22 protein-coding genes, 1 tRNA gene and 1 pseudogene are annotated in these 20,833 nt (G+C 63.3%); 16 read left to right on the top strand and 8 right to left on the bottom strand.

The window, feature by feature from the left end:
- Positions 1–11: 11 nt before the first annotated feature.
- From CTR53_RS04825 to panE, 5 genes are all read left to right on the top strand, one after another.
- The gene (locus tag CTR53_RS04825) at positions 12–1,859 is read left to right on the top strand and encodes a sodium:solute symporter family protein (RefSeq protein WP_290809659.1); all 1,848 of its coding nucleotides are present in this window, start codon (positions 12–14) and stop codon (positions 1,857–1,859) included.
- Between the two features lie 92 nt (positions 1,860–1,951).
- Entirely contained in the window at positions 1,952–2,275 is a 324-nt protein-coding gene (locus CTR53_RS04820) for a hypothetical protein (RefSeq protein WP_290809658.1), read from the top strand.
- Positions 2,272–2,571 (top strand): hypothetical protein, encoded by a 300-nt coding sequence (locus CTR53_RS04815; protein WP_290809657.1) that lies wholly within the window; start codon positions 2,272–2,274, stop codon positions 2,569–2,571. Before CTR53_RS04820 ends, CTR53_RS04815 begins: the two co-directional genes overlap by 4 nt.
- A gap of 11 nt (positions 2,572–2,582) precedes the next feature.
- On the top strand, positions 2,583–3,050 hold the full coding sequence (locus CTR53_RS04810) for a hypothetical protein (protein WP_290809656.1): 468 nt from the start codon (positions 2,583–2,585) through the stop codon (positions 3,048–3,050).
- Positions 3,051–3,131: 81 nt separating this feature from the next.
- Complete coding sequence (gene panE, locus CTR53_RS04805; protein WP_290809655.1) at positions 3,132–4,052, top strand: 2-dehydropantoate 2-reductase; 921 nt, start codon at positions 3,132–3,134, stop codon at positions 4,050–4,052.
- Here panE and CTR53_RS04800 read toward each other — a convergent pair.
- Positions 4,049–4,240 carry a hypothetical protein gene (locus CTR53_RS04800; RefSeq protein WP_290809654.1) on the bottom strand — a complete coding sequence of 64 codons (192 nt, stop codon included), beginning with the start codon at positions 4,238–4,240 and terminating at the stop codon, positions 4,049–4,051. The two genes, panE and CTR53_RS04800, sit on opposite strands and share 4 nt — an antisense overlap.
- 234 nt (positions 4,241–4,474) lie before the next feature.
- Here CTR53_RS04800 and CTR53_RS04795 point away from each other — a divergent pair, with 234 nt between their 5' ends.
- The 5 genes from CTR53_RS04795 to CTR53_RS04775 all read left to right on the top strand — a co-directional run bounded on the left by CTR53_RS04795 (position 4,475) and on the right by CTR53_RS04775 (position 9,507).
- Positions 4,475–5,482 carry a transcriptional regulator GcvA gene (locus tag CTR53_RS04795; protein ID WP_290809653.1) on the top strand — a complete coding sequence of 336 codons (1,008 nt, stop codon included), beginning with the start codon at positions 4,475–4,477 and terminating at the stop codon, positions 5,480–5,482.
- 95 nt (positions 5,483–5,577) lie between these two features.
- On the top strand, positions 5,578–6,642 hold the full coding sequence (locus tag CTR53_RS04790; protein WP_290809652.1) for a sulfate ABC transporter substrate-binding protein: 1,065 nt from the start codon (positions 5,578–5,580) through the stop codon (positions 6,640–6,642).
- Positions 6,643–6,704: 62 nt separating this feature from the next.
- Positions 6,705–7,559, top strand: coding sequence for a sulfate ABC transporter permease subunit CysT (gene cysT, locus CTR53_RS04785; RefSeq protein ID WP_290809651.1), 855 nt, complete (start codon positions 6,705–6,707; stop codon positions 7,557–7,559).
- Between the two features lie 3 nt (positions 7,560–7,562).
- The gene (cysW, locus tag CTR53_RS04780; protein ID WP_290809650.1) at positions 7,563–8,447 is read left to right on the top strand and encodes a sulfate ABC transporter permease subunit CysW; all 885 of its coding nucleotides are present in this window, start codon (positions 7,563–7,565) and stop codon (positions 8,445–8,447) included.
- 16 nt (positions 8,448–8,463) lie between these two features.
- Complete coding sequence (locus CTR53_RS04775) at positions 8,464–9,507, top strand: sulfate ABC transporter ATP-binding protein (RefSeq protein WP_290809649.1); 1,044 nt, start codon at positions 8,464–8,466, stop codon at positions 9,505–9,507.
- On the opposite strand, the gene cobF is transcribed toward CTR53_RS04775, so the two are convergent.
- The 4 genes from cobF to CTR53_RS04755 all read right to left on the bottom strand — a co-directional run bounded on the left by cobF (position 9,504) and on the right by CTR53_RS04755 (position 12,684).
- Positions 9,504–10,271 (bottom strand): precorrin-6A synthase (deacetylating), encoded by a 768-nt coding sequence (gene cobF, locus CTR53_RS04770; protein WP_290809648.1) that lies wholly within the window; start codon positions 10,269–10,271, stop codon positions 9,504–9,506. The two genes, CTR53_RS04775 and cobF, sit on opposite strands and share 4 nt — an antisense overlap.
- 73 nt (positions 10,272–10,344) lie before the next feature.
- Entirely contained in the window at positions 10,345–11,184 is an 840-nt protein-coding gene (locus tag CTR53_RS04765; RefSeq protein WP_290809700.1) for an extracellular solute-binding protein, read from the bottom strand.
- Between the two features lie 28 nt (positions 11,185–11,212).
- Positions 11,213–11,956 (bottom strand): ATP-binding cassette domain-containing protein, encoded by a 744-nt coding sequence (locus CTR53_RS04760; protein WP_290809647.1) that lies wholly within the window; start codon positions 11,954–11,956, stop codon positions 11,213–11,215.
- 20 nt (positions 11,957–11,976) lie between these two features.
- Positions 11,977–12,684 carry an ABC transporter permease gene (locus tag CTR53_RS04755; RefSeq protein WP_290809646.1) on the bottom strand — a complete coding sequence of 236 codons (708 nt, stop codon included), beginning with the start codon at positions 12,682–12,684 and terminating at the stop codon, positions 11,977–11,979.
- Between the two features lie 152 nt (positions 12,685–12,836).
- Between CTR53_RS04755 and CTR53_RS04750 the strand changes: the two genes are divergently transcribed.
- The 6 genes from CTR53_RS04750 (at position 12,837) to glp (ending at position 16,675) form a co-directional block, all read left to right on the top strand.
- The gene (locus CTR53_RS04750) at positions 12,837–13,733 is read left to right on the top strand and encodes a formate dehydrogenase accessory sulfurtransferase FdhD (RefSeq protein WP_290809645.1); all 897 of its coding nucleotides are present in this window, start codon (positions 12,837–12,839) and stop codon (positions 13,731–13,733) included.
- Positions 13,733–14,359 carry a molybdenum cofactor guanylyltransferase MobA gene (gene mobA / locus CTR53_RS04745; RefSeq protein WP_290809644.1) on the top strand — a complete coding sequence of 209 codons (627 nt, stop codon included), beginning with the start codon at positions 13,733–13,735 and terminating at the stop codon, positions 14,357–14,359. The genes CTR53_RS04750 and mobA overlap by 1 nt, the downstream gene beginning before the upstream one ends.
- Positions 14,360–14,485, top strand: coding sequence for a hypothetical protein (locus CTR53_RS04740; protein ID WP_290809643.1), 126 nt, complete (start codon positions 14,360–14,362; stop codon positions 14,483–14,485).
- On the top strand, positions 14,485–14,817 hold the full coding sequence (locus CTR53_RS04735) for a DUF6505 family protein (RefSeq protein ID WP_290809642.1): 333 nt from the start codon (positions 14,485–14,487) through the stop codon (positions 14,815–14,817). The genes CTR53_RS04740 and CTR53_RS04735 overlap by 1 nt, the downstream gene beginning before the upstream one ends.
- Before the next feature lie 78 nt (positions 14,818–14,895).
- Positions 14,896–15,423, top strand: a complete 528-nt coding sequence (gene mobB / locus CTR53_RS04730; protein ID WP_290809641.1) for a molybdopterin-guanine dinucleotide biosynthesis protein B — start codon at positions 14,896–14,898, stop codon at positions 15,421–15,423.
- Positions 15,407–16,675 (top strand): gephyrin-like molybdotransferase Glp, encoded by a 1,269-nt coding sequence (gene glp, locus CTR53_RS04725; protein WP_290809640.1) that lies wholly within the window; start codon positions 15,407–15,409, stop codon positions 16,673–16,675. Before mobB ends, glp begins: the two co-directional genes overlap by 17 nt.
- An 87-nt stretch (positions 16,676–16,762) precedes the next feature.
- Here glp and CTR53_RS04720 read toward each other — a convergent pair.
- The 3 genes and pseudogenes from CTR53_RS04720 to dnaG form a co-directional block, all read right to left on the bottom strand.
- A tRNA-Ile gene (locus tag CTR53_RS04720) sits at positions 16,763–16,839 on the bottom strand.
- An 87-nt stretch (positions 16,840–16,926) separates the two neighbouring features.
- A pseudogene (gene rpoD / locus CTR53_RS04715) lies at positions 16,927–18,914 on the bottom strand (RNA polymerase sigma factor RpoD).
- A gap of 59 nt (positions 18,915–18,973) precedes the next feature.
- Positions 18,974–20,824, bottom strand: a complete 1,851-nt coding sequence (gene dnaG / locus CTR53_RS04710) for a DNA primase (protein ID WP_290809639.1) — start codon at positions 20,822–20,824, stop codon at positions 18,974–18,976.
- Between the last annotated feature and the right edge of the window lie 9 nt (positions 20,825–20,833).

Below are 20,833 nucleotides of genomic sequence, written 5' to 3'. Positions count from 1 at the left end.
GGAACACCACCATGGCAAACAATGCGAAAGGCGGAGACGGCGGTTTTATCGCCAATCTCGGCAAAATATACGGGATATACACGGGCGGCTTTGCCGGCTTTGTGATTGTCTTGGCGATTCTCGAGCAGATGGGTGTCTCGAACCAGGTGATCGGATACCTGTTCGTGTTCCTGACCATCGGCGTTTACGCGCTGATCGGTTATCTCTCGCGCACGGCGGAAATGGGCGAATACTACGTCGCCGGCCGCAAGGTGCCCGCCTTCTACAACGGCATGGCGACCGGCTCCGACTGGATGTCGGCCGCCTCGTTCATCGGCATGGCGGGTACGCTTTACCTGCTCGGCTATGACGGCCTTGCCTTCGTGCTGGGCTGGACCGGCGGCTACCTGCTGGTGTCGATCCTGCTGGCGCCGTATCTGCGCAAGTTCGGCCAGTACACGGTGCCTGACTTCCTCGGCGCCCGTTACGGCGGCAATCTTGCCCGCTTCTGCGGCGTGATCGTCCTGATTTCTGCCTCGTTCACCTATGTGACGTCGCAGATCTTCGGCGTCGGCATCATCGCCTCGCGCTTCCTCGGCATCTCGTTCGAGATCGCGGTGTTCGTCGGTCTGGCCGGTATTCTGGTCTGCTCGATGCTCGGCGGCATGCGCGCGGTCACCTGGACCCAGGTGGCGCAGTATATCATCCTGATCATCGCCTACCTGATCCCGGTTGTGATTATGTCGGCGAAGGTGACCGGCGTGCCGATCCCGCAGCTGATGTATGGCCAGGCGCTCGAGAAGATCGCCGTGCTGGAACAGAGCATGGGGGTGGTGAAGGGGCATACAGCGGTGTTCTCCAATGCAAAGGGAGAAATAAACCTGCTGGATGCGGTCAACTTCTTCGCGCTGATCCTGTGTCTGATGGTGGGTACGGCTGCCCTGCCGCACATCCTGATGCGTTACTTCACCACGCCCAGCGTGCGTGAAGCCCGTCAGTCGGTGGCATGGAGCCTGTTCTTCATCTTCCTGCTCTACTTCACCGCTCCGGCCTATGCCGCGTTCGGCAAGCTGGAGGTCTACCAGAACGTGATCGGCACCCCGATTGCCAATTTGCCGGCATGGGTGCAGTCGTGGGGTGAAATCGGTCTTGTCGGAACCTGCGACGCCGCCGATGCCGCAACACGCTACGTGATGTGCAAGGGGGTCGTCGGAAACGGCGATGGTATCCTGCAGCTAAACGAGTTCCGGATTGCGTCCGATGCCATCGTGCTCGCGACGCCGGAAATCGCTGGTCTGCCGTATGTCGTCGCTGGCCTGGTTGCCGCCGGCGGTCTGGCAGCAGCGCTCAGCACGGCCGATGGCCTGCTGCTCGCAATCGCCAATGCGCTCAGCCATGACGTCTACTACCGCATGATCGATCCGCATGCCCCGACCAAGCGTCGCCTGATCATCAGCCGTGCGCTGCTGATCGTGGTGGCGATTGCCGCGGCATGGGTGGCGTCGACCAAGCCCTCGACCATCCTTGCGATGGTGGCCTGGGCCTTCTCGATCGCCGCTTCGGGTCTGTTCCCGGCACTGGTGATGGGCATCTGGTGGAAGCGCACGAGCAATACCGGCGCCATTGCCGGTATGGTCGCCGGCTACGGCGTGTGCGTGTACTACCTGGTGATGACCCAGTTCTATGGCATGCCGCTGTGGTTCGGGATCAAGAACATCTCCTGCGGCCTGTTCGGCATTCCGGCAGCCTTTATCGTGACCTATGTCGTCAGTCTGATGACCACGGCCCCGACGAAGGAAATGCAGGACTTTATCGACAGTATTCGCGTGCCGAAGGGTGGCGTGAAACTGGCGAGCGCCGACGACGCGATCAGTCACTAATTCGTGGCTTCACGCTAAGAGCGGCGGGGGCCATTGGCCTCCGCCGTTTTCTTTTGTAGGTTGTCGCTCTGCATCGCCGTTTCAGGATTTCAATGACCTCCCAGCCCGATTTCTTCTGGAGCTACCTGCCCTACTGGGCGGTCAGCTATGGCTTCGCTCTGACCGGTTGGACCTGTGTCGGGCGTTTCCTGATGACGGCCTTCCTGCCGCCGGATCATCCCAACTACATCTTCCGCTTCTTCAAACTGCTGACCAACTGGGCTGTCTGGTTGACCGACTGGATCACGCCGCGCTTCATCAACCTGCGCTTCCTGCCTCTGGTAACGGCCTTCTGGGCCTTCGCATTACGCTACGTTGCCCACTTTATCTTTGCGGCCAACGGCATGGCGCCGAGCCTGATGCAGGCCGCCTCATGAGCCCGAATACCATTTTCGTCGCGATTCTGGGGGTGACGCTGGTCAACGGCTTTGTGTCGCCTATGGTGCCGCTTGTCTTCGTCATGGCGCCCATATGGCTGCCGGAATTCGCGCCGCATAACCAGATTGCGATTCTTTATGGGACCTCGCTGATCGTCTCGGTCTCCACGCTGGTGATATCGGGGGTGCCAACGGCGATTTTTGAGCGTATCAGCGGCCGGCAGCAGAGCGATCAGATGTCCATGCTGGTCTGGCTCGGCGCTGCCATCCTGCTGACCCTGCCGGGTCTGCTCTGACAGGGACTGCCATGGCCGAACCCATCGAACAGCGGGTGCGGGCATTGGCGGTTCACTCGGTCGGGCGCGGCTGCTTCTTTGCCGCGCTTGGCATCTGGTGCGTGATGATCGGCCTGATCTCCGATCCGCTGCAGTCACTGAAATCCGGGGCGATCCTGACAATGATGGTCGCCTGCGTGCTCTTGCTCAAGGCGGGGCATGTGACGCGCCGGTCCTACAAGAAGACCGAGGTCTGGATCATGCTGGGTCGCAGCATCGAACTTCATCCAGATGTGGCGCAGCGCATCATCACCGTCACGCTGCGTGAGATTTACCTGCGGTATACTCTCTATGCGGTACTGGCTGCCATCGTCTTCTGGGTGACAACTCTGCTGTTCTGGCTGTCTGGTTCGCACGGCTGGTGGGTGAGCACGGGCGGTGTGCCATCGCTGGCGGTGCGGGCAACCGAGAGCCTGATTGGCTGGTGGGCCGGTCCCTAGCGGCAAAGGCGGCCTGCGGGACACTTGATCCGCGCCACGGATGCGATAGGTGACGGTCCGTGATCATTCCATGGGGGAACAATGCGTCTGCTCGTTGTCGGTGCCGGTTCGACCGGTGGGTATTATGGCGGCCGGCTGGCCCAGGCGGGGCGTGACGTCACCTTCCTGGTGCGGCCGGGTCGCGCGGCGCAGCTGCAAAAGGATGGCCTGCAGATCAAAAGTCCGTTCGGCGATTTCGCCTGCGCACCCAAGCTGGTGACGGCCGGGCAGATTACCGGCGTCTACGATGCGGTGATCCTGACGGTAAAGGCGTATTCGCTGGATGCCGCGCTGGAAGACCTGGCGCCGGCCGTCGGTGCGCAGACCATGATCCTGCCGGTATTGAACGGCATGCGGCATGTCGATGCGATCCGTGCGCGTTTCGGGGCGCCGGCGCTGGTCGGCGGCCTGTGCCGCATCCCGGCGCAACTCGATGACGCCGGCCGTGTCGTCCAAATGGGCAAGTTCCACGACCTGGCCTATGGCGAGATGGATGGCAGCCGGTCCGAGCGTATCCTTGCACTGGACGCGGCTTTGCGCGATGCCGGCTTCGACGCCAAGCTGACGCCCGAGATCGAGCGTGAGATGTGGGAAAAGTGGATTCTGCTGGCGGCGCTGGGCGGCATCTGCTGCCTGATGCACGGCACGGTGGGCGAGGTGGCCGCTGCGCCGGGCGGGCGCGACTTCGCCGCTGCACTTGTAGACGAAGTCGTCGCTGCGGTCCGTGTAGTCGGCAAGGCACCGAACGAGGGCTTCGTGGCCAGCACGCGCGAGACGCTGACCAAGCTGGGGTCTGCGCATACCTCGTCGATGTATCGCGACCTGCAGAGGGGCGCTGCCGTGGAAGCCGACCAGATCGTTGGCGACCTGCTGCGGCGGGCGAAGCAGGCTGGCATCGCCATGCCGCTGCTGTCGCTCGCCTATGCCAGTCTCTGCGTCTACCAGAGCCGGCAGGCCGCCTAGTCCAGAAACATCGGATCGATCGCGACGCCGGAGCGGCGGCAGCGCTGCGCGTTGTCGTTCGCAATAGCGTGGGCGACATCGCCTCGGCACGGAATCGGACCGGACAGGGGCGCGGCCGGCAAACCGCCCCCGCCAGCGGCGATCCATTTGGCGCGGGTCGGCTTTTCAATCGGGGTCTGATAGGGCATGGCATCCTCCGGGTTTGACGGTCGCGATGCAGGCGCCGCCGCTTGGGCGAAGACCAAGCATGCCGGAAGCAGCCGGATTGTCGATTGAATGTCTTTTGCGGCAGGCCGCAGATCAGTTTTGGAATCGCGGAATATGGGGAATACAAATAGCGTAATACAGCTGTATATCATAATGATATACAGCTGTGCTGCTGATTTGTTATTCTTCGCCGGTTGCGACGTTCAGATCAGGATATGCGCCAGACACAGGCTATCACATTTGCCCCAGACGGGGTCGCCACCGGGCGACCGTCGAAGCGCCGTCTGCCGCCGCTGGTGGCGCTGCGGACCTTCGAGGTGGTCGCACGCCATCTCAGTCTCGTGCAGGCGGCCGACGAACTCTGCGTCACGCCGGCGGCGGTCAGCCACCAGATCCGTACGCTGGAGGCGCATCTGGGCGTGCAGCTGTTCCGTCGCGCCGGCCGCAGCATTGCGCTGACCGATGCCGGGCAAACCTTCCTGCCGGGCATCCGGGGCGGCTTCGAGATGCTGGGCGAGGCGGTCGGCCAACTCGAAGGCCTGAGTCGGGCCAGCATGCTGACGGTGAGCGTGGCGCCGTCCTTTGCGGTGAAATGGCTGATGCCGCGGCTCGACCGTTTCCAGAAGCTGCATCCCAATATCGATGTGCGTGTGGCGGCCACCACGCAGCTCAGCAACTTCAACAGCGACAATGTCGACATCGCCATCCGCTATGGCAAAGGCGGCTATCCCGATCTCGCCGTAGAGCATCTGCTGTCGGAGGCCGTGATCCCGGTCTGCAGCCCGACGCTGCTGAAAGCAAAGCGCTTGCAGCAGGTGAAAGACCTTTCGGCTGTCACGCTGCTGCATGACGACAGTCCGGACAGCGATCCGACCTGCCCGAACTGGCAGGCCTGGCTGCGTGCCCGCGGCGCCACGGCTGTGGATGTGGCGCGCGGTCCGCGTTTCACGCAGTCGAGCCTGGTGCTCGATGCAGCAATCCAGGGCGGCGGTGTGGCACTGGCCAAGGCCACGCTGGTGGAAAACGATCTGCGGGCAGGGCGGCTGGTGCAACTGTTCGAAGATCCGCAGCCGGTCGATTTCGCCTACTATATCGTGGCACCGCAGCGCTTGCTGTCGCTGCCCAAAGTTGCGGCGTTTGCTGCATGGCTGCGCAGCGAGGCGAATAACGACGTGCATCGGGCCGGGAACGAAAACACGGTTCATGTGGCGGCAGTACGTTAAGACGGCTGCATATTTTTGACGCAGATTCAGCGCGGTTTACTGTTGCCGCAAATTCCTTTCAATTGTCGTTTATGGAACCGCTGACAAGATCAGGCATGACCAAATCGACGAAAGAGGGTGCCATGCTGAAATTCCTGTCCAGAGACATCGGTCTACGCGCCATGCTGGCCGCCGTCGCGCTGCTGGCTGTTCCGCTTGCCTCCGGTGCCGCCGTAGCGCAGGGCAAGAATGTCACGCTGCTCAATGTGTCGTACGACCCGACGCGCGAACTCTATAATGACTACAACAAGGCATTCGCCAAACTGCCGGCGGCGCAGGCCGGCGGCAAGCTGACCGTACGGCAGAGTCATGGCGGTTCGGGCAAGCAGGCGCGCTCGGTGATCGACGGCCTGGATGCGGATGTGGTCACGCTGGCGCTGGCCTATGACATCGACGCGATTGCGGAGCGCGGCCTGATCGCGCCGGATTGGCAGAAGCGACTGCCGGATAACGCATCGCCATATACCTCAACCATCGTTTTCCTGGTGCGCAAGGGCAACCCCAGGGGCATCAAGGACTGGGACGATATCGTGAAGCCGGGCGTCTCGGTGATCACGCCGAACCCGAAGACCTCGGGCGGTGCGCGCTGGAATTATCTGGCGGGTTGGGGTTATGCTGCGCGCAAGTCCGGCAACGCGGATGATGGCCGCAAGTTCGTTGAGCAGCTGTACAAGAACGTGCCGGTACTCGATACCGGCGCACGCGGTTCGCTGATCACCTTTACCCAGCGCAATCTGGGCGATGTGTTCCTCAGCTGGGAGAACGAAGCCTTCCTGGCGATCAATCAACTCGGCAAGGACAAGTTCGAGATCGTGGTGCCGAGCATTTCGATCCTGGCCGAACCGCCGGTCGCCGTGGTCGACAAGGTGGTGGACCGCAAGGGCACTCGTCAGGTGGCGGAAGCCTATCTGAAGAACCTGTATGGCAAGGAAGGGCAGGAGATCGCTGCCAAGCATTATTACCGCCCGCGCGATCCTGAAGTGGCGAAGGCGCATGCCGAGACTTTCCCGAACGTGAAGCTGTTCACGATCGACGAGCAGTTCGGTGGCTGGGCCAAGGCGCAGAAGGAGCATTTCAGTGATGGCGGCGTATTCGACCAGATCTACAAGCCAAGCAACTGAACTGACCAATCGGGCCGACCCATCGATCGATACGGACGGCATGCCACGAATGACGGATTGAAGTGACACAAACCATATCGCGTATACCGTTCCGCGCTCAGCCCAGCGTGATCCCCGGTTTCGGGCTCACGCTGGGCTTGACGGTTTTCTGGCTCAGCCTGATCGTGCTGGTGCCGCTGTCCAGCCTGTTCCTGAAATCGGCGACACTGGGCTGGGATGCCTTCTGGGCGGCGATCTCGACGCCGCGGGTCGTGCATGCCCTGCGGGTCAGCTTCAGCACCGCCGCGATTGCCGCCGGCATCAATACGGTGTTCGGCCTGATCGTTGCCTGGGTGCTGGTGCGCTACCGCTTCCCCGGCCGCCGCATCGTGGATGCGCTGGTCGATATTCCCTTCGCCCTGCCGACCGCGATTGCCGGCATCGCGCTGACCACGCTGTGGGCGGAGAATGGCTGGCTTGGTGCCTTGCTGGCGCCGTTCGGCATCAAGGTCGCGTTCACGCCGGCCGGCATTGTGATTGCACTGATCTTCATCGGCCTGCCTTTTGTGGTCCGCACGGTGCAGCCGGTGCTGGAGGACTTCGAGCGCGAGGCGGAAGACGCGGCTGAAAGCCTGGGTGCCAATCCATGGCAGGTTTTTACGAAAGTGATCTGGCCCAGCATCATGCCGGCCACACTCACCGGCATGGCACTGGCCTTTGCCCGTGCGCTGGGTGAATACGGTTCGGTGATTTTCATTGCCGGCAACCTGCCGATGAAATCCGAGATTGCGCCGCTGCTGATCGTGATCAAGCTGGAGGAATTCGCCTATGCGGAGGCTACGGCGATTGCCGTGACCATGCTGATCGCGTCCTTCATTCTGCTCCTCTGCATCAATATCCTGCAGCGCTGGGCGGAACGGCGCGAGCGGCGGAGGTAGGCGATGAACGCGCTGTTTTCCATTGCCGCCGACCAGCGCCGCGAAATCGTCAGTGCGCGCCGCAAGACCGGCCGCGCCGCGCTGATCGCGATTGCACTGGCCTTCCTGGGATTATTCGTCGTGTTGCCGTTGCTGCTGGTCTTCCTGCAGGCCTTCGCCCATGGCTGGGAGGCTTATGTCGAAGCGCTGACCGAACCCGACGCGGTGTCGGCCATCCAGCTCACCCTGATCACCGCAGTGATCTCCGTGCCGCTCAACATGGTCTTCGGCCTGGTTGCTTCCTGGGCGATCACCAAGTTCGAATTCCGCGGCAAGAGTTTCCTGATCACCCTGATCGACCTGCCGTTCTCGGTCTCGCCGGTGATTTCCGGCTTAGTCTTCGTGCTGATGTTTGGGTTGCAGGGTTGGCTCGGGCCGTGGCTGCGCGACAACGACCTGCAGATCATCTTCGCCGTGCCGGGCATCGTGCTGGCCACGGTCTTCGTCACTTTCCCCTTTGTCGCACGTGAGCTGATCCCGATCATGCAGGAGCAGGGCACGCTGGAGGAGGAGGCGGCCTTCACGCTCAATGCCTCGGGTCTGCAGACTTTCTGGTATGTCACCCTGCCCAATGTGAAATGGGCGCTGCTGTATGGCGTACTGCTCTGCAATGCCCGCGCCATGGGCGAATTCGGCGCCGTCTCGGTGGTATCGGGCCATGTGCGCGGCCTGACCAACACGATGCCGCTGCATGTCGAGATTCTCTACAACGAGTATAATTTCGTTGCGGCCTTCGCAGTGGCCTCGCTGCTCGCGATGCTGGCCATCATCACCCTTGCACTGAAAACACTGCTGGAATGGAAGCTGAGCCGCGACCGCGCGCCGGACTCCGCTCCGGCCGGCGATTGATCACGGATACGGGCTCATGCGTATTGATGTCAAAAACCTCACCCGCGTCTTCGGCGATTTCTATGCCTTGCGTGATGTCGATCTTAGTGTGAAGTCGGGCGAACTGGTCGCGCTGCTCGGCCCGTCGGGCTCGGGCAAGACCACGCTACTGCGCATCATCGCCGGGTTGGACTGGGCCGACAGCGGCGACATCCAGTTCAATGGCGTCAGCACCAGCGGCCGTCCGGTCGGCGATCGCCAGGTCGGCTTTGTCTTCCAGCATTACGCGCTGTTCCGCCATATGACCGTCTACGAGAATGTCGCTTTCGGCCTGCGCGTGCGGCCGCGCCAGCAGCGTCTGCCCGAACCGGTGATCCGCGAACGCGTCAACCGCCTGCTGCAGCTGGTGCAGATCGACTGGCTGGCCGACCGCATGCCGGCGCAGCTGTCCGGCGGTCAGCGTCAGCGCGTGGCGCTGGCGCGTGCGCTCGCCATCGAGCCGAGCGTGCTGCTGCTGGACGAGCCCTTCGGTGCATTGGATGCCAAGGTGCGCAAGGAATTGCGCCGCTGGCTGCGCCGTCTGCATGAACAGCTCGGCATGACCTCCGTCTTCGTCACGCATGACCAGGAGGAAGCGCTCGAACTGGCCGACCGCGTGGTGGTGATGAACAAGGGACGTATCGAGCAGATCGATACGCCGGCCCAGCTTTACGACACTCCGGCCACACCGTTCGTCAGCGGCTTCCTCGGCGACAACAATGCGCTGGATTGCCACGTGGCGGCCGGCTCGGTGCTGCTGCCGGGGATCGATACCACGGCGCTGGAGCGCGTCGAGGTGCCGAACGGTCCGGCGCGGCTCTATGCCCGGCCGCATGACATTGCCGTGGTGCCAGATGCCGAGGGCGAGGCGACGATCCGCTTTGTCTCCACGGTCGGCGCCTTTGTTCGCCTCGAAGCCGAACTGCCCGACGGGCGCATCGTCGAACTGACGCGCACGCGGGAAGAGCAGAATGAAGACCCGCTGGCCATTGGCGTCAGGGTCGGCCTGCGGCTCTATCGCGCGCAGGTTTTCGCCGCTTAACTCTTCCGGCGTCGCAGCAGGTAGCTGTCCATGATCCATCCGTGGGTCTGCTTCGCCGCGGCCCTGGTCTGGGCGATCTGCCCGGCGACATCCTTCAGCCGGCCCGAGATCAGGATCTCATCGGCCGTGCCGATATAGGCGCCCCAGTAGATATCGATTCTGTCATCGTCGGCGAAACGCCGGTAAGTGTCGTCGCCGTCCAGCATGACGAAGACGCTGTCGGTGCCGGCCGGGAAGCCTTCGGCGAGGCGACGGCCGGTGGTGATCTCGACCGGCTGGCCGACGGTGTTCAGTGTGGTGCGATGCTGCGCGGTCAGCGCATGCAGGCTGCTGATGCCGGGAATCACGTCATAGGAGATGGCATGCCGTCCGCTGGCTGCGATGTCGGTCATGATGCGGATCGTGCTGTCATACAGCGAGGGGTCGCCCCAGACCAGCACGCCGGCAGTCTCGCCGTCCTGCATCTCCCCGGCGATCAGCTGCTCGAAGATGGCCTGCTTGTCGGAGTTGAGGTTGCCGATCACGGCATTGTATTCGCCGCTGTTGCGGTCCCATGGCGGACTTTGCGCTGTGGCGAAGCGGTATGTGCGGCCGGCGGCGATGAAGCGGGCGCAGATCTCCCGGCGCAGGTCGATCATCGAGCCTTTCGCTTCGCCCTTGTCCATGATGAAAAAGACGTCGACGCGGTTCAGCGCATTCACCGCCTGGATGGTGAGATGCTCGGGGTTACCCGCACCGATGCCGATGATCAGGATGGTTTTCATCACACTCAGCCAATGGAAATATCAGCGTCACTTAAAGTGACGCCGACTCCGAAACAAGTACCGGCCCGGCCCGTCAGCTGTTGCCGCCGGGCCTGTAGTTCGGGAAGAATAGCTGCTGTCCCCCGATCTTGTAGGAGGCGATGGCATCCTGGCCTTCCTTCGAGGTGATCCAGTCGATGAAGGCCCTGCCTTCGGCCACCTTCACATGGGCGTGCCTGGCCGGGTTCACCAGCATGACGCCATACTGGTTGAACAGCTTTGCGTCACCTTCGACGCTGACGACCAGATCGCCACGGTTCTTGAAGTTAAGCCAGGTGCCACGGTCGGTGAAGGCATAGGCGTTCATGCCGCTGGCGGTGTTCAGGGTCGGCCCCATCCCTGAGCCGGTCTCGCGATACCAGCCGGTGCCGGTCGCCTTCACGTCGATACCGGCTTCTTTCCAGATGCGCAGTTCGGCGGCGTGTGTCCCCGAACTGTCGCCGCGCGAGGCGAACGGCGCCTTGGCGGCGGCGATCTTCTTGTAGGCGGCGACCACGTCCTTGCTGCCGCCGACCTTGGCGGGATCGCTCTTCGGACCGACGATCACGAAGTCGTTGTACATCACCTCGCGGCGGTCGACGCCCCAGCCGGCATCGACGAATTTCTGTTCGGCGACGCGGTCATGCACGAACACCACGTCGGCATTGCCCTGTTCGCCGGTCTTGAGCGCCTGGCCGGTGCCCTGCGCCACGACGCGCACCTGGATGCCGGTCTTCTTGGTGAAGATCGGCAGGATATGGCCGAACAGACCGGACTGTTCGGTCGAGGTGGTGCTGGCGACGACGATGAATTTCTCTTGAGCTAGAGCCACCGTACTGCTGACAGCCAGGCCGATGCCGGCGATCAGGCCGAGAAGATGCCGACGATCAATCATGGGATTCATGTTGTCCTCCGTTGGGTGGTTACCAGGTCAGATCGCCTTGCAGGAAGGCACGGGCCGCGTCGCTTTGCGGCTGGTTGAAAAACTCGGTTGCCGGCGTGCGTTCAGCCACGCTGCCGCGATGCAGGAAGATGATATCCCCAGCCAGCCGCCGCGCCTGGCCGAGATCATGCGTCGTCATCACGATCTTGGTGCCGCTGGCGGCAATATTCCCGATGATGCCTTCGACCTGGCGCGTGGCGCCGGGATCGAGCGCGGCGGACGGTTCGTCGAGAAACAGGATCTGCGGTTCGAGTGCCCAGGCGCGCGCCAGCGCCAGCCGCTGCTGTTCGCCGCCAGACAACACGCGCGCCGGCCGTTCGGCCAGTGCGGCGAGACCGACGCGCTCCAGCACCGCCAGGGCTTTGGCACGGCGCGATGCCGCATCCAGGCCGCGCAGCTTCAGCGGAAACTCGACATTGGCGAGAACCGAGCGGCGCAGCAGCACCGGTTTCTGGAACACCATCGCCTGCTCGAAGCGCAGGTTCTGCGGAGTCTGTGCTGCCGGACCCTGCCACTGCACGTCGCCCGCAGTCGGCTCGATCAGGCCATGGCACAGGCGCAGCAGCAGGCTTTTGCCGGCGCCATTGGGCCCCAGTATCAGGGTCGGCGGGCCCATCTCGAAACGCAGGTTCACGCCGCCGATCAGACGCTGTCGGTTCACGCTGTAGCCGACATCGTTGAGCTGCAGAGGCAGAAGCGACAGGCGGCCGTGCATCCCGGTCATCTCCACTTACGCGCCCATCATCATGCGCCTTGTCGCCGGCGCGCGGTATTGCCGAGCGTGGTGGCGGCGGCATTGATGCTGATGGCGATCGCCAGCAGCACGATGCCAAGCGCCATGGCCAGCGCCAGATCGCCGCGGCTGGTCTCCAGCGAGATGGCCGTGGTCATCGTGCGGGTGAAGCCGTTGATGTTGCCACCGACGATAATGATGGCACCGACCTCGGCAATGGCGCGGCCGAAGCCGGCGAAGACCGCGGTGCTGAGCGAGAAGCGTCCGTCCCACAGCAGGGTGGCAATGGCCTTGATCGGCGTGAGGCCGAGCGAGCGCAGCTGTTCCTCGTATTCGATCCACAGGTCGGCCACGGTCTGGCGGGAGAGGGCCGCAACGATGGGCGTGATCAGCACCACCTGCGCCATCACCATGCCGGCCGGGGTGAACAGCCAGCCGAAGGTGCCGAGTGGGCCAGAGCGCGACAGGATCAGGTAGACGATCAGGCCGACCACGACAGGCGGCAGGCCCATGCAGGCATTCAGCACGACGATGCAGGCGTTGCGGCCGGGAAAACGGGTCAGGGCGAGGAGGGCCCCGAACGGCAGGCCGATCAGGCTGCCGAGGACCACCGCGGTCAGGCTGACGCGCAGGGAAAGGCCGATGATACGGAGCAGCTCGGGGTCGAGCCGCACCATCATCTGCAGCGAGAGCAGGAAGGCTTCGGAGATCGTATTCACCGGGACCGATTAACGCAAAAGCGCGCGCCGGTGCAAAGGTTTAAATGGCTGAGGCACGACAGTTTCCGGCTAAAAAACGATTTGTGGTCAAAACTCGCGGTTCGTAGCGGTCATACATCGCCACCGACAGGGTTCTGTCTTATATAAGAAGCATGAAGCCCTTGCCGTCGGACTATCTCGTTCAACCCAATCCCCTCGATCCCGCGCTCACCGAAGCCGTCCAGGGGATCGACCAGGAGGGACGTCCGGTCGATACCCGGGTGCCGGTGGAACGGCCGCTCACCCTGTTCCTCAACGGGCAGGAGATCGTCACCATGATGACGATCGGCGACTATCCCGACTATCTGGCGCTCGGCTATCTGATCAACCAGCGCATGCTGCTGCCCGAGGATGAAGTCACTGGCATCGACTATGATGCCGAGATCGAAACCATCGTGGTGCGCACCGCGCGCCGCACCGATTACGAAGAGCGGCTGAAGAAAAAGACCCAGACCTCGGGCTGCGCCCAGGGCACCGTGTTCGGCAACATGATGGACGCCGTGGAAAGCGTGACACTCGATCCGCAGGCCGAGCTGAAGACCTCGTGGATCTACAGCCTGTCGAAGCAGATCAATCTGACGCCATCGCTGTATCTCGAAGCCGGCGCGATCCATGGCTGCGTGCTGTGCGAGGGCGACCGGCCGCTGATCTATATGGAAGATGTCGGCCGGCATAATGCGATCGACAAGATCGCCGGTTATATGCGCGTGCATGGTCTGTCGGCGGCCGGCAAGATCATGTACACCACCGGCCGCCTGACCTCGGAGATGGTGATCAAGACGGCGCAGATGGGAGTGCCGATCCTGATCAGCCGCTCGGGCTTCACCGCCTGGGGCGTGCAGCTCGCACGTCAGATCGGCATGACGCTGATCGGCCGCGCCAAGGGCAAGCGTTTCGTCGCGCTGAGCGGCGCCGAACGGCTGCGCTTCGACGCCGATCCCTCGGCTGTCGCCGATGAAGACAGGCGCAGCCGGCGCAAGGGCAGCAGCGACGACGAGGCAGCCGAGTAATGACTGAAAGAATTCTCGGCGTCGTACTCGCTGGCGGGCTGGCGCGCCGCATGGGCGGTGGCGACAAGGGGCTGCAGCAGCTCGGTGGCAAGCCGATCCTGCAGCATATCCTCGACCGCCTGTCGCCGCAGGTCGATGGCGTGATTCTGAATGCCAATGGCGATCCGGCGCGCTTTGCCGTCTGGAACCTGCCGGTGGCGGGCGATGCCGTCGAAGGTTTTGTCGGGCCGCTCGCCGGCGTGCTGGCCGGGCTGGCCTGGGCGCGCGCCAATCGCGCCGATGTCACCGATATCGTCACCGTGCCGGGCGACGGCCCTTTCCTGCCGCGCGATCTGGTCGCGCGCATGGCTGCCGCACGGGCGCAGGGCCAGGCCGATCTGGCCTGCGCGGTGTCGGCCGGGCAGGCCTATCCGGTGGTCGGCCTGTGGCCGGTGCGGCTGTACGACGATCTGCGTCGTGCCGTGGTGGAGGAAGATATCCGCAAAGTGGATCGCTGGACGGCGCGACACAAGCTGGTGCAGGTCGACTTCGCCGCGCAGCCGGTCGACCCGTTCTTCAACGCCAATGCGCCGGACGATCTGGCCGCGGCCGAAAGCCTGCTGGCCAGGCTTGGAGATATTGCGTGAATGTCGCTGAAGATCGCGGCGGGTAGCCTGTTTGGCTTGAAAATGGCGGCCAAAGATTTTCTATTCGCTGTGCGAGCCGCTGTGGTGTCTGAGTGGGATGCGGCTGGAGTGATCAGGGCTCAATAATGAAATTGCTGCGCACCATCCGATTTGATCAGTCTGACGTCCAGCTCTTCCCTGAGGCTGCCGATCCTGGTGAATGGGCGGTGCCTGGCACTTTTGTTTTTGCCGGTGCCAATCCGGAGACGCTGGGCAGGCAGGAGCGTCAGGCCTTCGCCAACGGCTTCCTGGGACTGGAGAGTTTCGGCTGGTCCACCCTGGTCACCGTTGCCGCCATCGAACGCAAAGACTATGAAGCCGCCATCGATAGCCTGGCGCGGTATCTGCAGCAGGAATACGGCGCTCAGGATTTCGCGACGGCGAAGGCCGCNNATTCTCAATTTGGAGCGCGTGATTGAAGGTGAGGCGATCCGCGAGCAATTCTGCATTGTGTCGTCCGCAGTCGAGAATCCGCACAATATCATGAAGGCCCGGCGATGAAGGTGCTGGGCATTTCCGGCTGGAGCGGGGCAGGCAAGACCACGCTGCTGGCCGAGCTGATTCCGCTGCTGGTAGCACGCGGCGTGAAAGTCTCGACCATCAAGCATGCGCATCATGAATTCGATGTCGACAAGCCCGGCAAGGATTCCTATCGCCACCGCGAGGCCGGTGCATCCGAAGTGCTGATCAGTTCGGAAAAGCGCTATGCCATCATGCATGAGCTGCGCGACGTCGCCGAACCGACGCTGGAAGAGTTGCTGGCCCGTCTCAGCCCGGTCGATCTTGTGCTGGTCGAGGGTTTCAAGAAATCAGGCCATGCCAAGATCGAGGTCTGGCGCGCGTCGGTTGGCAAGCCGATGCTCCAGCCAGACGATCCGAGCATCATCGCCGTTGCCAGCGATGCGCCGCTGCCCGGCCTGCCGGTGCCGCTGCTGGATGCCAACCGGCCGCAGCAGATCGCCGAATTCGTCATGACCTGGCTGGCGGGCGACAAACGCGAGGTGCGTCGTGGCGCAGCTGAGTGACGACTGCTTTGCGCATGGCGGCGCATTGATGCGGCTGGATGCCGCGCTGGCTGAACTGTCGCAACGTCTGGTTCCGATTGCTGCCATTGAAACCCTGCCGCTGGCACACTGCCACGGCCGCATCCTGGCCGAACCGCTGGTAGCGAAAGTAGCTGTACCGCCACGCGACAACTCCGCCGTCGATGGCTATGCGGTTTATCATGATGATCTGTCGCGTGACGGTGAGACGCGGTTGCCGGTGATCGGTCGCGCCGCGGCCGGCCATCCATATCCGGCGCCGCAGCCGCACGGCACGGCCGTGCGCGTGCTGACCGGCGCCGTGATGCCACGCGGGGAAGGCGATCACCCCGATACCGTGATGATGCAGGAAGACTGCGTACTCGACGGCGACAGCGTGATCGTCAAACCGGGCATCAAGCGCGGCGCCAATCGCAGGCTGGCGGGCGAAGACGTTCAGGCCGGCGAGGCTGTGCTGCCGGCCGGCCGTATCCTGACGGGGCCGGAACTGGCACTGGCTGCTGCGAGCGGCTATGCGATGCTGGCGATACGGCGGCCATTGCGCGTGGCGCTGATCTCCACCGGCGACGAAGTACACGAGCCCGGCAGCACGCTGCCTGATGGCGGTATCTACGACGCCAACCGGCCGTTGCTCGCCGCCTTGCTCACCGCAGCCGGCTGCGCCGTCAGCGATCTCGGCATCCAGCCCGACAGGCGCGATCATCTGGCGCAGGTCTTTGCCGATGCGGCGCGTGGGCATGATGCGGTGATCACCTCGGGCGGTGTCTCCACCGGCGACGAGGATCACGTGAAAGCCGCCATCGAGATGCAGGGCCGGCTGGATTTCTGGCGCCTGGCGATCAAGCCGGGCCGTCCGGTGGCGCTCGGTCTGGTGAATGGCGTGCCGTTCTTCGGCCTGCCGGGCAATCCGGTCGCCGCGCTGCTGACCTTCTGCTTCTTCGCCCGGCCGCTGCTGCAGCGTCTGAACGGCGCGCTGCCCGTGCCGCCGCGCAGTTTCCCGGTGACCGCCGGTTTTGCCTACAAAAAGAAATCCGACCGCCGCGAATGGGTGCGGGTTTCGCTGCAGGAGGACGGCAAGGGCGGCTGGCGCGCGGAGAAATACGCTGTGGATGGCGCCGGCGTGATCACGTCGCTGACGCGCACCGACGGCGTGCTGGAATTGCCGGAAGACCTGCTGCGGCTGGAGCCGGGCGAGGGCGTGCAGTTTTACCCTTACGAGTCGCTCGGCCTCTGATCGCCGAAGCGAGGGTCGGCGTTCCGGGTATGTTTCACGTGAAACATACCCATTTAATTCCGATAAGTCATTGTTTTATCAGTGGTTTGGTGGGCCCGGCAGGACTTGAACCTGCAACCAGACCGTTATGAGCGGCCGGCTCTAACCAGTTGAGCTACAGGCCCACTAACCCCCAATAAAAACTCCAGCCCAACAAAAAGCCCCGGCATTCGCAGGCCGGGGCTCTTGATCTTCGTGGTTCCGGATCCGGCTCAGGTATCCAGGAACGAGCGCAATTTACGCGACCGGCTCGGATGCTTCAACTTGCGCAGAGCCTTCGCCTCGATCTGTCGTATGCGTTCGCGCGTCACCGAGAACTGCTGGCCGACTTCTTCCAGCGTATGATCGGTGTTCATGCCGATGCCGAAGCGCATGCGCAGCACGCGCTCCTCGCGTGGGGTGAGGGTGGCCAGCACGCGCGTGGTGGTTTCGCGCAGGTTCGAGTTGATCGCGGCATCTACCGGCAGGACGGCATTCTTGTCCTCGATGAAATCGCCCAGATGGCTGTCTTCCTCGTCGCCGATCGGCGTTTCGAGCGAGATCGGCTCCTTGGCGATCTTCAGAACCTTGCGCACCTTCTCCAGCGGCATGCCGAGCTTGGCGGCCAGTTCTTCCGGGGTCGGCTCGCGGCCGATCTCATGCAGCATCTGGCGGCTGGTACGGACCAGCTTGTTGATCGTCTCGATCATATGCACCGGAATGCGGATGGTGCGGGCCTGGTCGGCGATCGAACGCGTGATCGCCTGGCGGATCCACCAGGTGGCATAGGTCGAGAATTTGTAGCCGCGGCGGTATTCGAACTTATCGACCGCTTTCATCAGGCCGATATTGCCTTCCTGGATCAGATCGAGGAACTGCAGGCCGCGGTTGGTGTATTTCTTGGCGATGGAAATGACGAGGCGCAGGTTGGCCTCCACCATTTCCTTCTTCGCCACGCTGGCTTCGCGCTCGCCTTCACGCACCTGCTTGTAGATGCGCTTGAATTCCGAAATCGGCAGGCCGAATTCGGTGGCGATCGTGGCAACCTGCTCGCGGATCGGAGTGACTTCGCGGGCGCCGAGTTCGCCGAACTTGACCCAGCCCTTATGCGACTTCAGCTTGCCGACCTTGGCGAGCCATTTCGGGTCGAGTTCCTGGCCGTCGTAGTTCTTGAGGAATTCGTCGCGCGGAATCTTGTAGCTCTCGGCGCAGCGCAGCAGACGGCCTTCCAGCATCATCAGGCGCTTGTTGAGGCCGTACATATTCTCCACCAGCATCTCGATGCGGGTGTTGTTCAGGTGCACCGATTCCATCAGGTGCACCATCTCATGCTTCAGCTTGGCGTAGGACTTGTCCTTCTTGGCATCCATATCGGCATGCACAAGTGCGGCCTGCAGCCGCTCTTCCTGCGTCTTCTGCAGCTTCTTGTAATGCTTGGCGATGGCGTCGAAAGCCTCAAGCACCTGCGGCTTGAGCTGGGCTTCCATCGCGGCGAGCGACAGATTGGCTTCGTCTTCCTCGTCCAGCTCTTCCGGCGTGGTGACCATCTCACCTTCGCCAGCCGGGCCCTCANNGCGCCGTCTTCGCCTTCCTCGCCTTCAGTCATGCTGGCTGCGGCGTCTTCGGCGCCGCCGCCCAGCGTGGCTTCCAGATCGACCACGTCGCGCAGCAGGATCTTGCCGTCGACCAGATCGTCGCGCCATTTCACGATGGCCTGGATGGTCAGCGGGCTTTCGCAGATCGCGCCGATCATCTTCTCGCGGCCGGCTTCGATCCGCTTGGCGATGGCGATTTCGCCTTCGCGCGACAGCAGCTCAACCGAACCCATCTCGCGCAGATACATGCGCACCGGATCGTCGGTGCGGTCGACCTCAGCCTTGGCGGGTGCGGTGGCGACGTTGCCTTCACCGTCGGCCTCGGCCTCGGCCTCGCCTTCTTCCTTCTCGCCGGGCGCAGCCGCAGCGTCGTCCTGCTCTTCGGACTCAACTATGGTGATGCCCATCTCGGAGAGCATCGCCATGGTGTCTTCGATCTGCTCCGACGAGACATGCTCGGGCGGCAGGACGGCATTGATCTCGTCATAGGTGACGTAGCCGCGCTCCTTGGCCTTCGCCAGCATGCGCTTGATCGCCGCCATCGAGGCGTCGATCAACGGCGTGTCGACGGTCTCTTCTTTTTCGGGAGCTTCTGCGGTGTCAGGGGCCGCTGCCTGTTTCGCCATGCCGGTTCCTAACTCATCCTGTCTAAAAAACACGAAGCCGTCCTGTCAGGAGGACGGCCTCAATCCATATCCGATGCCGAAACCAGACTGCGTGCCGAGCCGACCTCTGCCTTGAGAGCGACGAAACGCTGCCATGCCTCGGGGTTGGTATTACTGGCAAGGTCCGCTTCGGCCGCTGCCAGTTCCTGTTCCAGTTCTGCCAACCGGTAGCGCTGCACCGCCTGCCACCACCCTCGCTCGACCTTGTCCGGCTCAGTATCCGGGCGCGCAAACGGTTCCAAAATCTTTCCGGCCTCGCCACTTACGAGGTCCAGCGCGGGTCCGAGTCCTCGCTGTCTCAAATGGGCAGCAAAGGCCTCGCCGTCAAGACCCGGATGGCGGGACGCTTCTTCTAGAATCCGGCTCTTGAGGCTGTCAAGCGGCCCAGTCTGGAAGGCCAGGGCGGCAAAGGCCTCGCCATGCTCCTCCAGCAGCCAGGGATGGGCCACCACGGCGGCCAGAAGGGCCTTTTCCGTTCTCTGCTGGCTATGTCCCGGAACCGGGCCTTTATCCCCTTCGGGCGGCCTGGCCCAGGGCGGGCTGCCGGGGCTGCCGTAAGCCGGGCGATTGGGGCGGGCATTCGGAGTCCAGGTGCGCGTCGGCGCAAATAACGTGCGCAAGCGGCTGCGGAAATGGTCGCGGTAATGGCTCTGAACGGCGGGATTCTTGATCTGGCCGGCCACGCCCCCCATCAGGGCTGCCTCCAGGGCGGCCCGGCGTTCGGGGGTATCCAGCGGCCGGTCCTGGGTTTCCTTGCGCCAAAGGATGTCGGCCATCGGCAGGGCGGCGGCCAATACCTCGTCCATACCCTTGCGGCCCTGGGCCTTCACCAGATCGTCCGGATCCTGCCCGCCGGGCAGGATGGCGAAGCGGAAGGATTTTCCCGGCTCGAGCAGGGGCAGGGCACGGTCGGCGGCGCGCATGGCGGCGCGGATACCGGCATTGTCGCCGTCAAAGCACAGGATCGGCTCGGCCGAGAGGCGCCACAGCAGGGCGATCTGGTCTTCGGTCAGTGCGGTGCCCAGCGGGGCCACGGCATGGTCGATGCCGGCCTGCGCCAGCGCGATCACGTCCATATAGCCCTCCACCACGATCACGGTGCCGCTCTCGCGGGCGGCTTCGCGGGCAATCGCGTGGTTGTAGAGATTGTGCCCCTTGTGGAAGAGCGGCGTCTCCGGCGAGTTGAGATACTTCGCCGGTGCGTCCGGATCGAGCGCGCGGCCGCCGAAAGCAATGATGCGGCCACGACGGTCGCCGATGGGAAACATCACGCGATGGCGGAAGCGGTCGTAGCTTGCGCCGCCATCTTCCGGCTTGATGAGAAGCCCACTTTCGATCAGCAGCGGCTCGGGAAGTCCGCGTGCCAGCAGCGCTTCTTTCAGCGCCGTGCGGCTTTGCGGCGCATAGCCCAGGCGAAACCGCTCGATGGTTTCGGGCTTCAGGCCGCGCTTCTGGATATAGGCGCGTCCTTCGCGGCCGGCATCGCCATGGAACTGCGCCTGATACCACTTGGCGGCTTCTTCCATCGCCTTGCCCAGCGTGGCGACCTGGTCGGCTTTCTCGCGATCCTCGGGCCGCACGCGCGGCACGTCGAGGCCGGCTTCACCCGCCAGCTGCTCGACGGCCTCGGGGAAGGCGAGGCCACCGTTGCGCATGGTGAAGCCGATCACGTCGCCATGGGCGCCGCAGCCGAAGCAGTGGAAGAAACCCTTGTCGTCGTTGACCGTGAATGACGGCGACTTCTCGTTATGGAACGGGCACAGCCCGGTGAATTCGCGGCCGCGCTTGATCAGCCGCACGGAGCGGCCGACGACGCCGGACAGCGGCACCCGGTTGCGGATTTCTTCGAGAAAGGAATCGGGAAACGCCATTCGACTTCC

The sequence above is a fragment of the Ferrovibrio sp. genome, assembly GCF_002796975.1.
GTDB lineage: Bacteria > Pseudomonadota > Alphaproteobacteria > Ferrovibrionales > Ferrovibrionaceae > Ferrovibrio.
This window is presented reverse-complemented; position numbering and strand designations above follow the sequence as displayed.

What these genes read in the sequence shown, in the direction of transcription:
- CTR53_RS04825 (WP_290809659.1), top strand. Translation starts at nt 12, where the DNA reads ATGGCAAACAATGCGAAAGGCGGAGACGGCGGTTTTATCGCCAATCTC.
- CTR53_RS04820 (WP_290809658.1), top strand. Translation starts at nt 1,952, where the DNA reads ATGACCTCCCAGCCCGATTTCTTCTGGAGCTACCTGCCCTACTGGGCG.
- CTR53_RS04815 (WP_290809657.1), top strand. Translation starts at nt 2,272, where the DNA reads ATGAGCCCGAATACCATTTTCGTCGCGATTCTGGGGGTGACGCTGGTC.
- CTR53_RS04810 (WP_290809656.1), top strand. Translation starts at nt 2,583, where the DNA reads ATGGCCGAACCCATCGAACAGCGGGTGCGGGCATTGGCGGTTCACTCG.
- panE (WP_290809655.1), top strand. Translation starts at nt 3,132, where the DNA reads ATGCGTCTGCTCGTTGTCGGTGCCGGTTCGACCGGTGGGTATTATGGC.
- CTR53_RS04800 (WP_290809654.1), bottom strand. Translation starts at nt 4,240, where the DNA reads ATGCCCTATCAGACCCCGATTGAAAAGCCGACCCGCGCCAAATGGATC.
- CTR53_RS04795 (WP_290809653.1), top strand. Translation starts at nt 4,475, where the DNA reads ATGCGCCAGACACAGGCTATCACATTTGCCCCAGACGGGGTCGCCACC.
- CTR53_RS04790 (WP_290809652.1), top strand. Translation starts at nt 5,578, where the DNA reads ATGACCAAATCGACGAAAGAGGGTGCCATGCTGAAATTCCTGTCCAGA.
- cysW (WP_290809650.1), top strand. Translation starts at nt 7,563, where the DNA reads ATGAACGCGCTGTTTTCCATTGCCGCCGACCAGCGCCGCGAAATCGTC.
- CTR53_RS04775 (WP_290809649.1), top strand. Translation starts at nt 8,464, where the DNA reads ATGCGTATTGATGTCAAAAACCTCACCCGCGTCTTCGGCGATTTCTAT.
- cobF (WP_290809648.1), bottom strand. Translation starts at nt 10,271, where the DNA reads ATGAAAACCATCCTGATCATCGGCATCGGTGCGGGTAACCCCGAGCAT.
- CTR53_RS04765 (WP_290809700.1), bottom strand. Translation starts at nt 11,184, where the DNA reads ATGATTGATCGTCGGCATCTTCTCGGCCTGATCGCCGGCATCGGCCTG.
- CTR53_RS04760 (WP_290809647.1), bottom strand. Translation starts at nt 11,956, where the DNA reads ATGACCGGGATGCACGGCCGCCTGTCGCTTCTGCCTCTGCAGCTCAAC.
- CTR53_RS04750 (WP_290809645.1), top strand. Translation starts at nt 12,837, where the DNA reads ATGAAGCCCTTGCCGTCGGACTATCTCGTTCAACCCAATCCCCTCGAT.
- mobA (WP_290809644.1), top strand. Translation starts at nt 13,733, where the DNA reads ATGACTGAAAGAATTCTCGGCGTCGTACTCGCTGGCGGGCTGGCGCGC.
- CTR53_RS04740 (WP_290809643.1), top strand. Translation starts at nt 14,360, where the DNA reads ATGTCGCTGAAGATCGCGGCGGGTAGCCTGTTTGGCTTGAAAATGGCG.
- mobB (WP_290809641.1), top strand. Translation starts at nt 14,896, where the DNA reads ATGAAGGTGCTGGGCATTTCCGGCTGGAGCGGGGCAGGCAAGACCACG.
- dnaG (WP_290809639.1), bottom strand. Translation starts at nt 20,824, where the DNA reads ATGGCGTTTCCCGATTCCTTTCTCGAAGAAATCCGCAACCGGGTGCCG.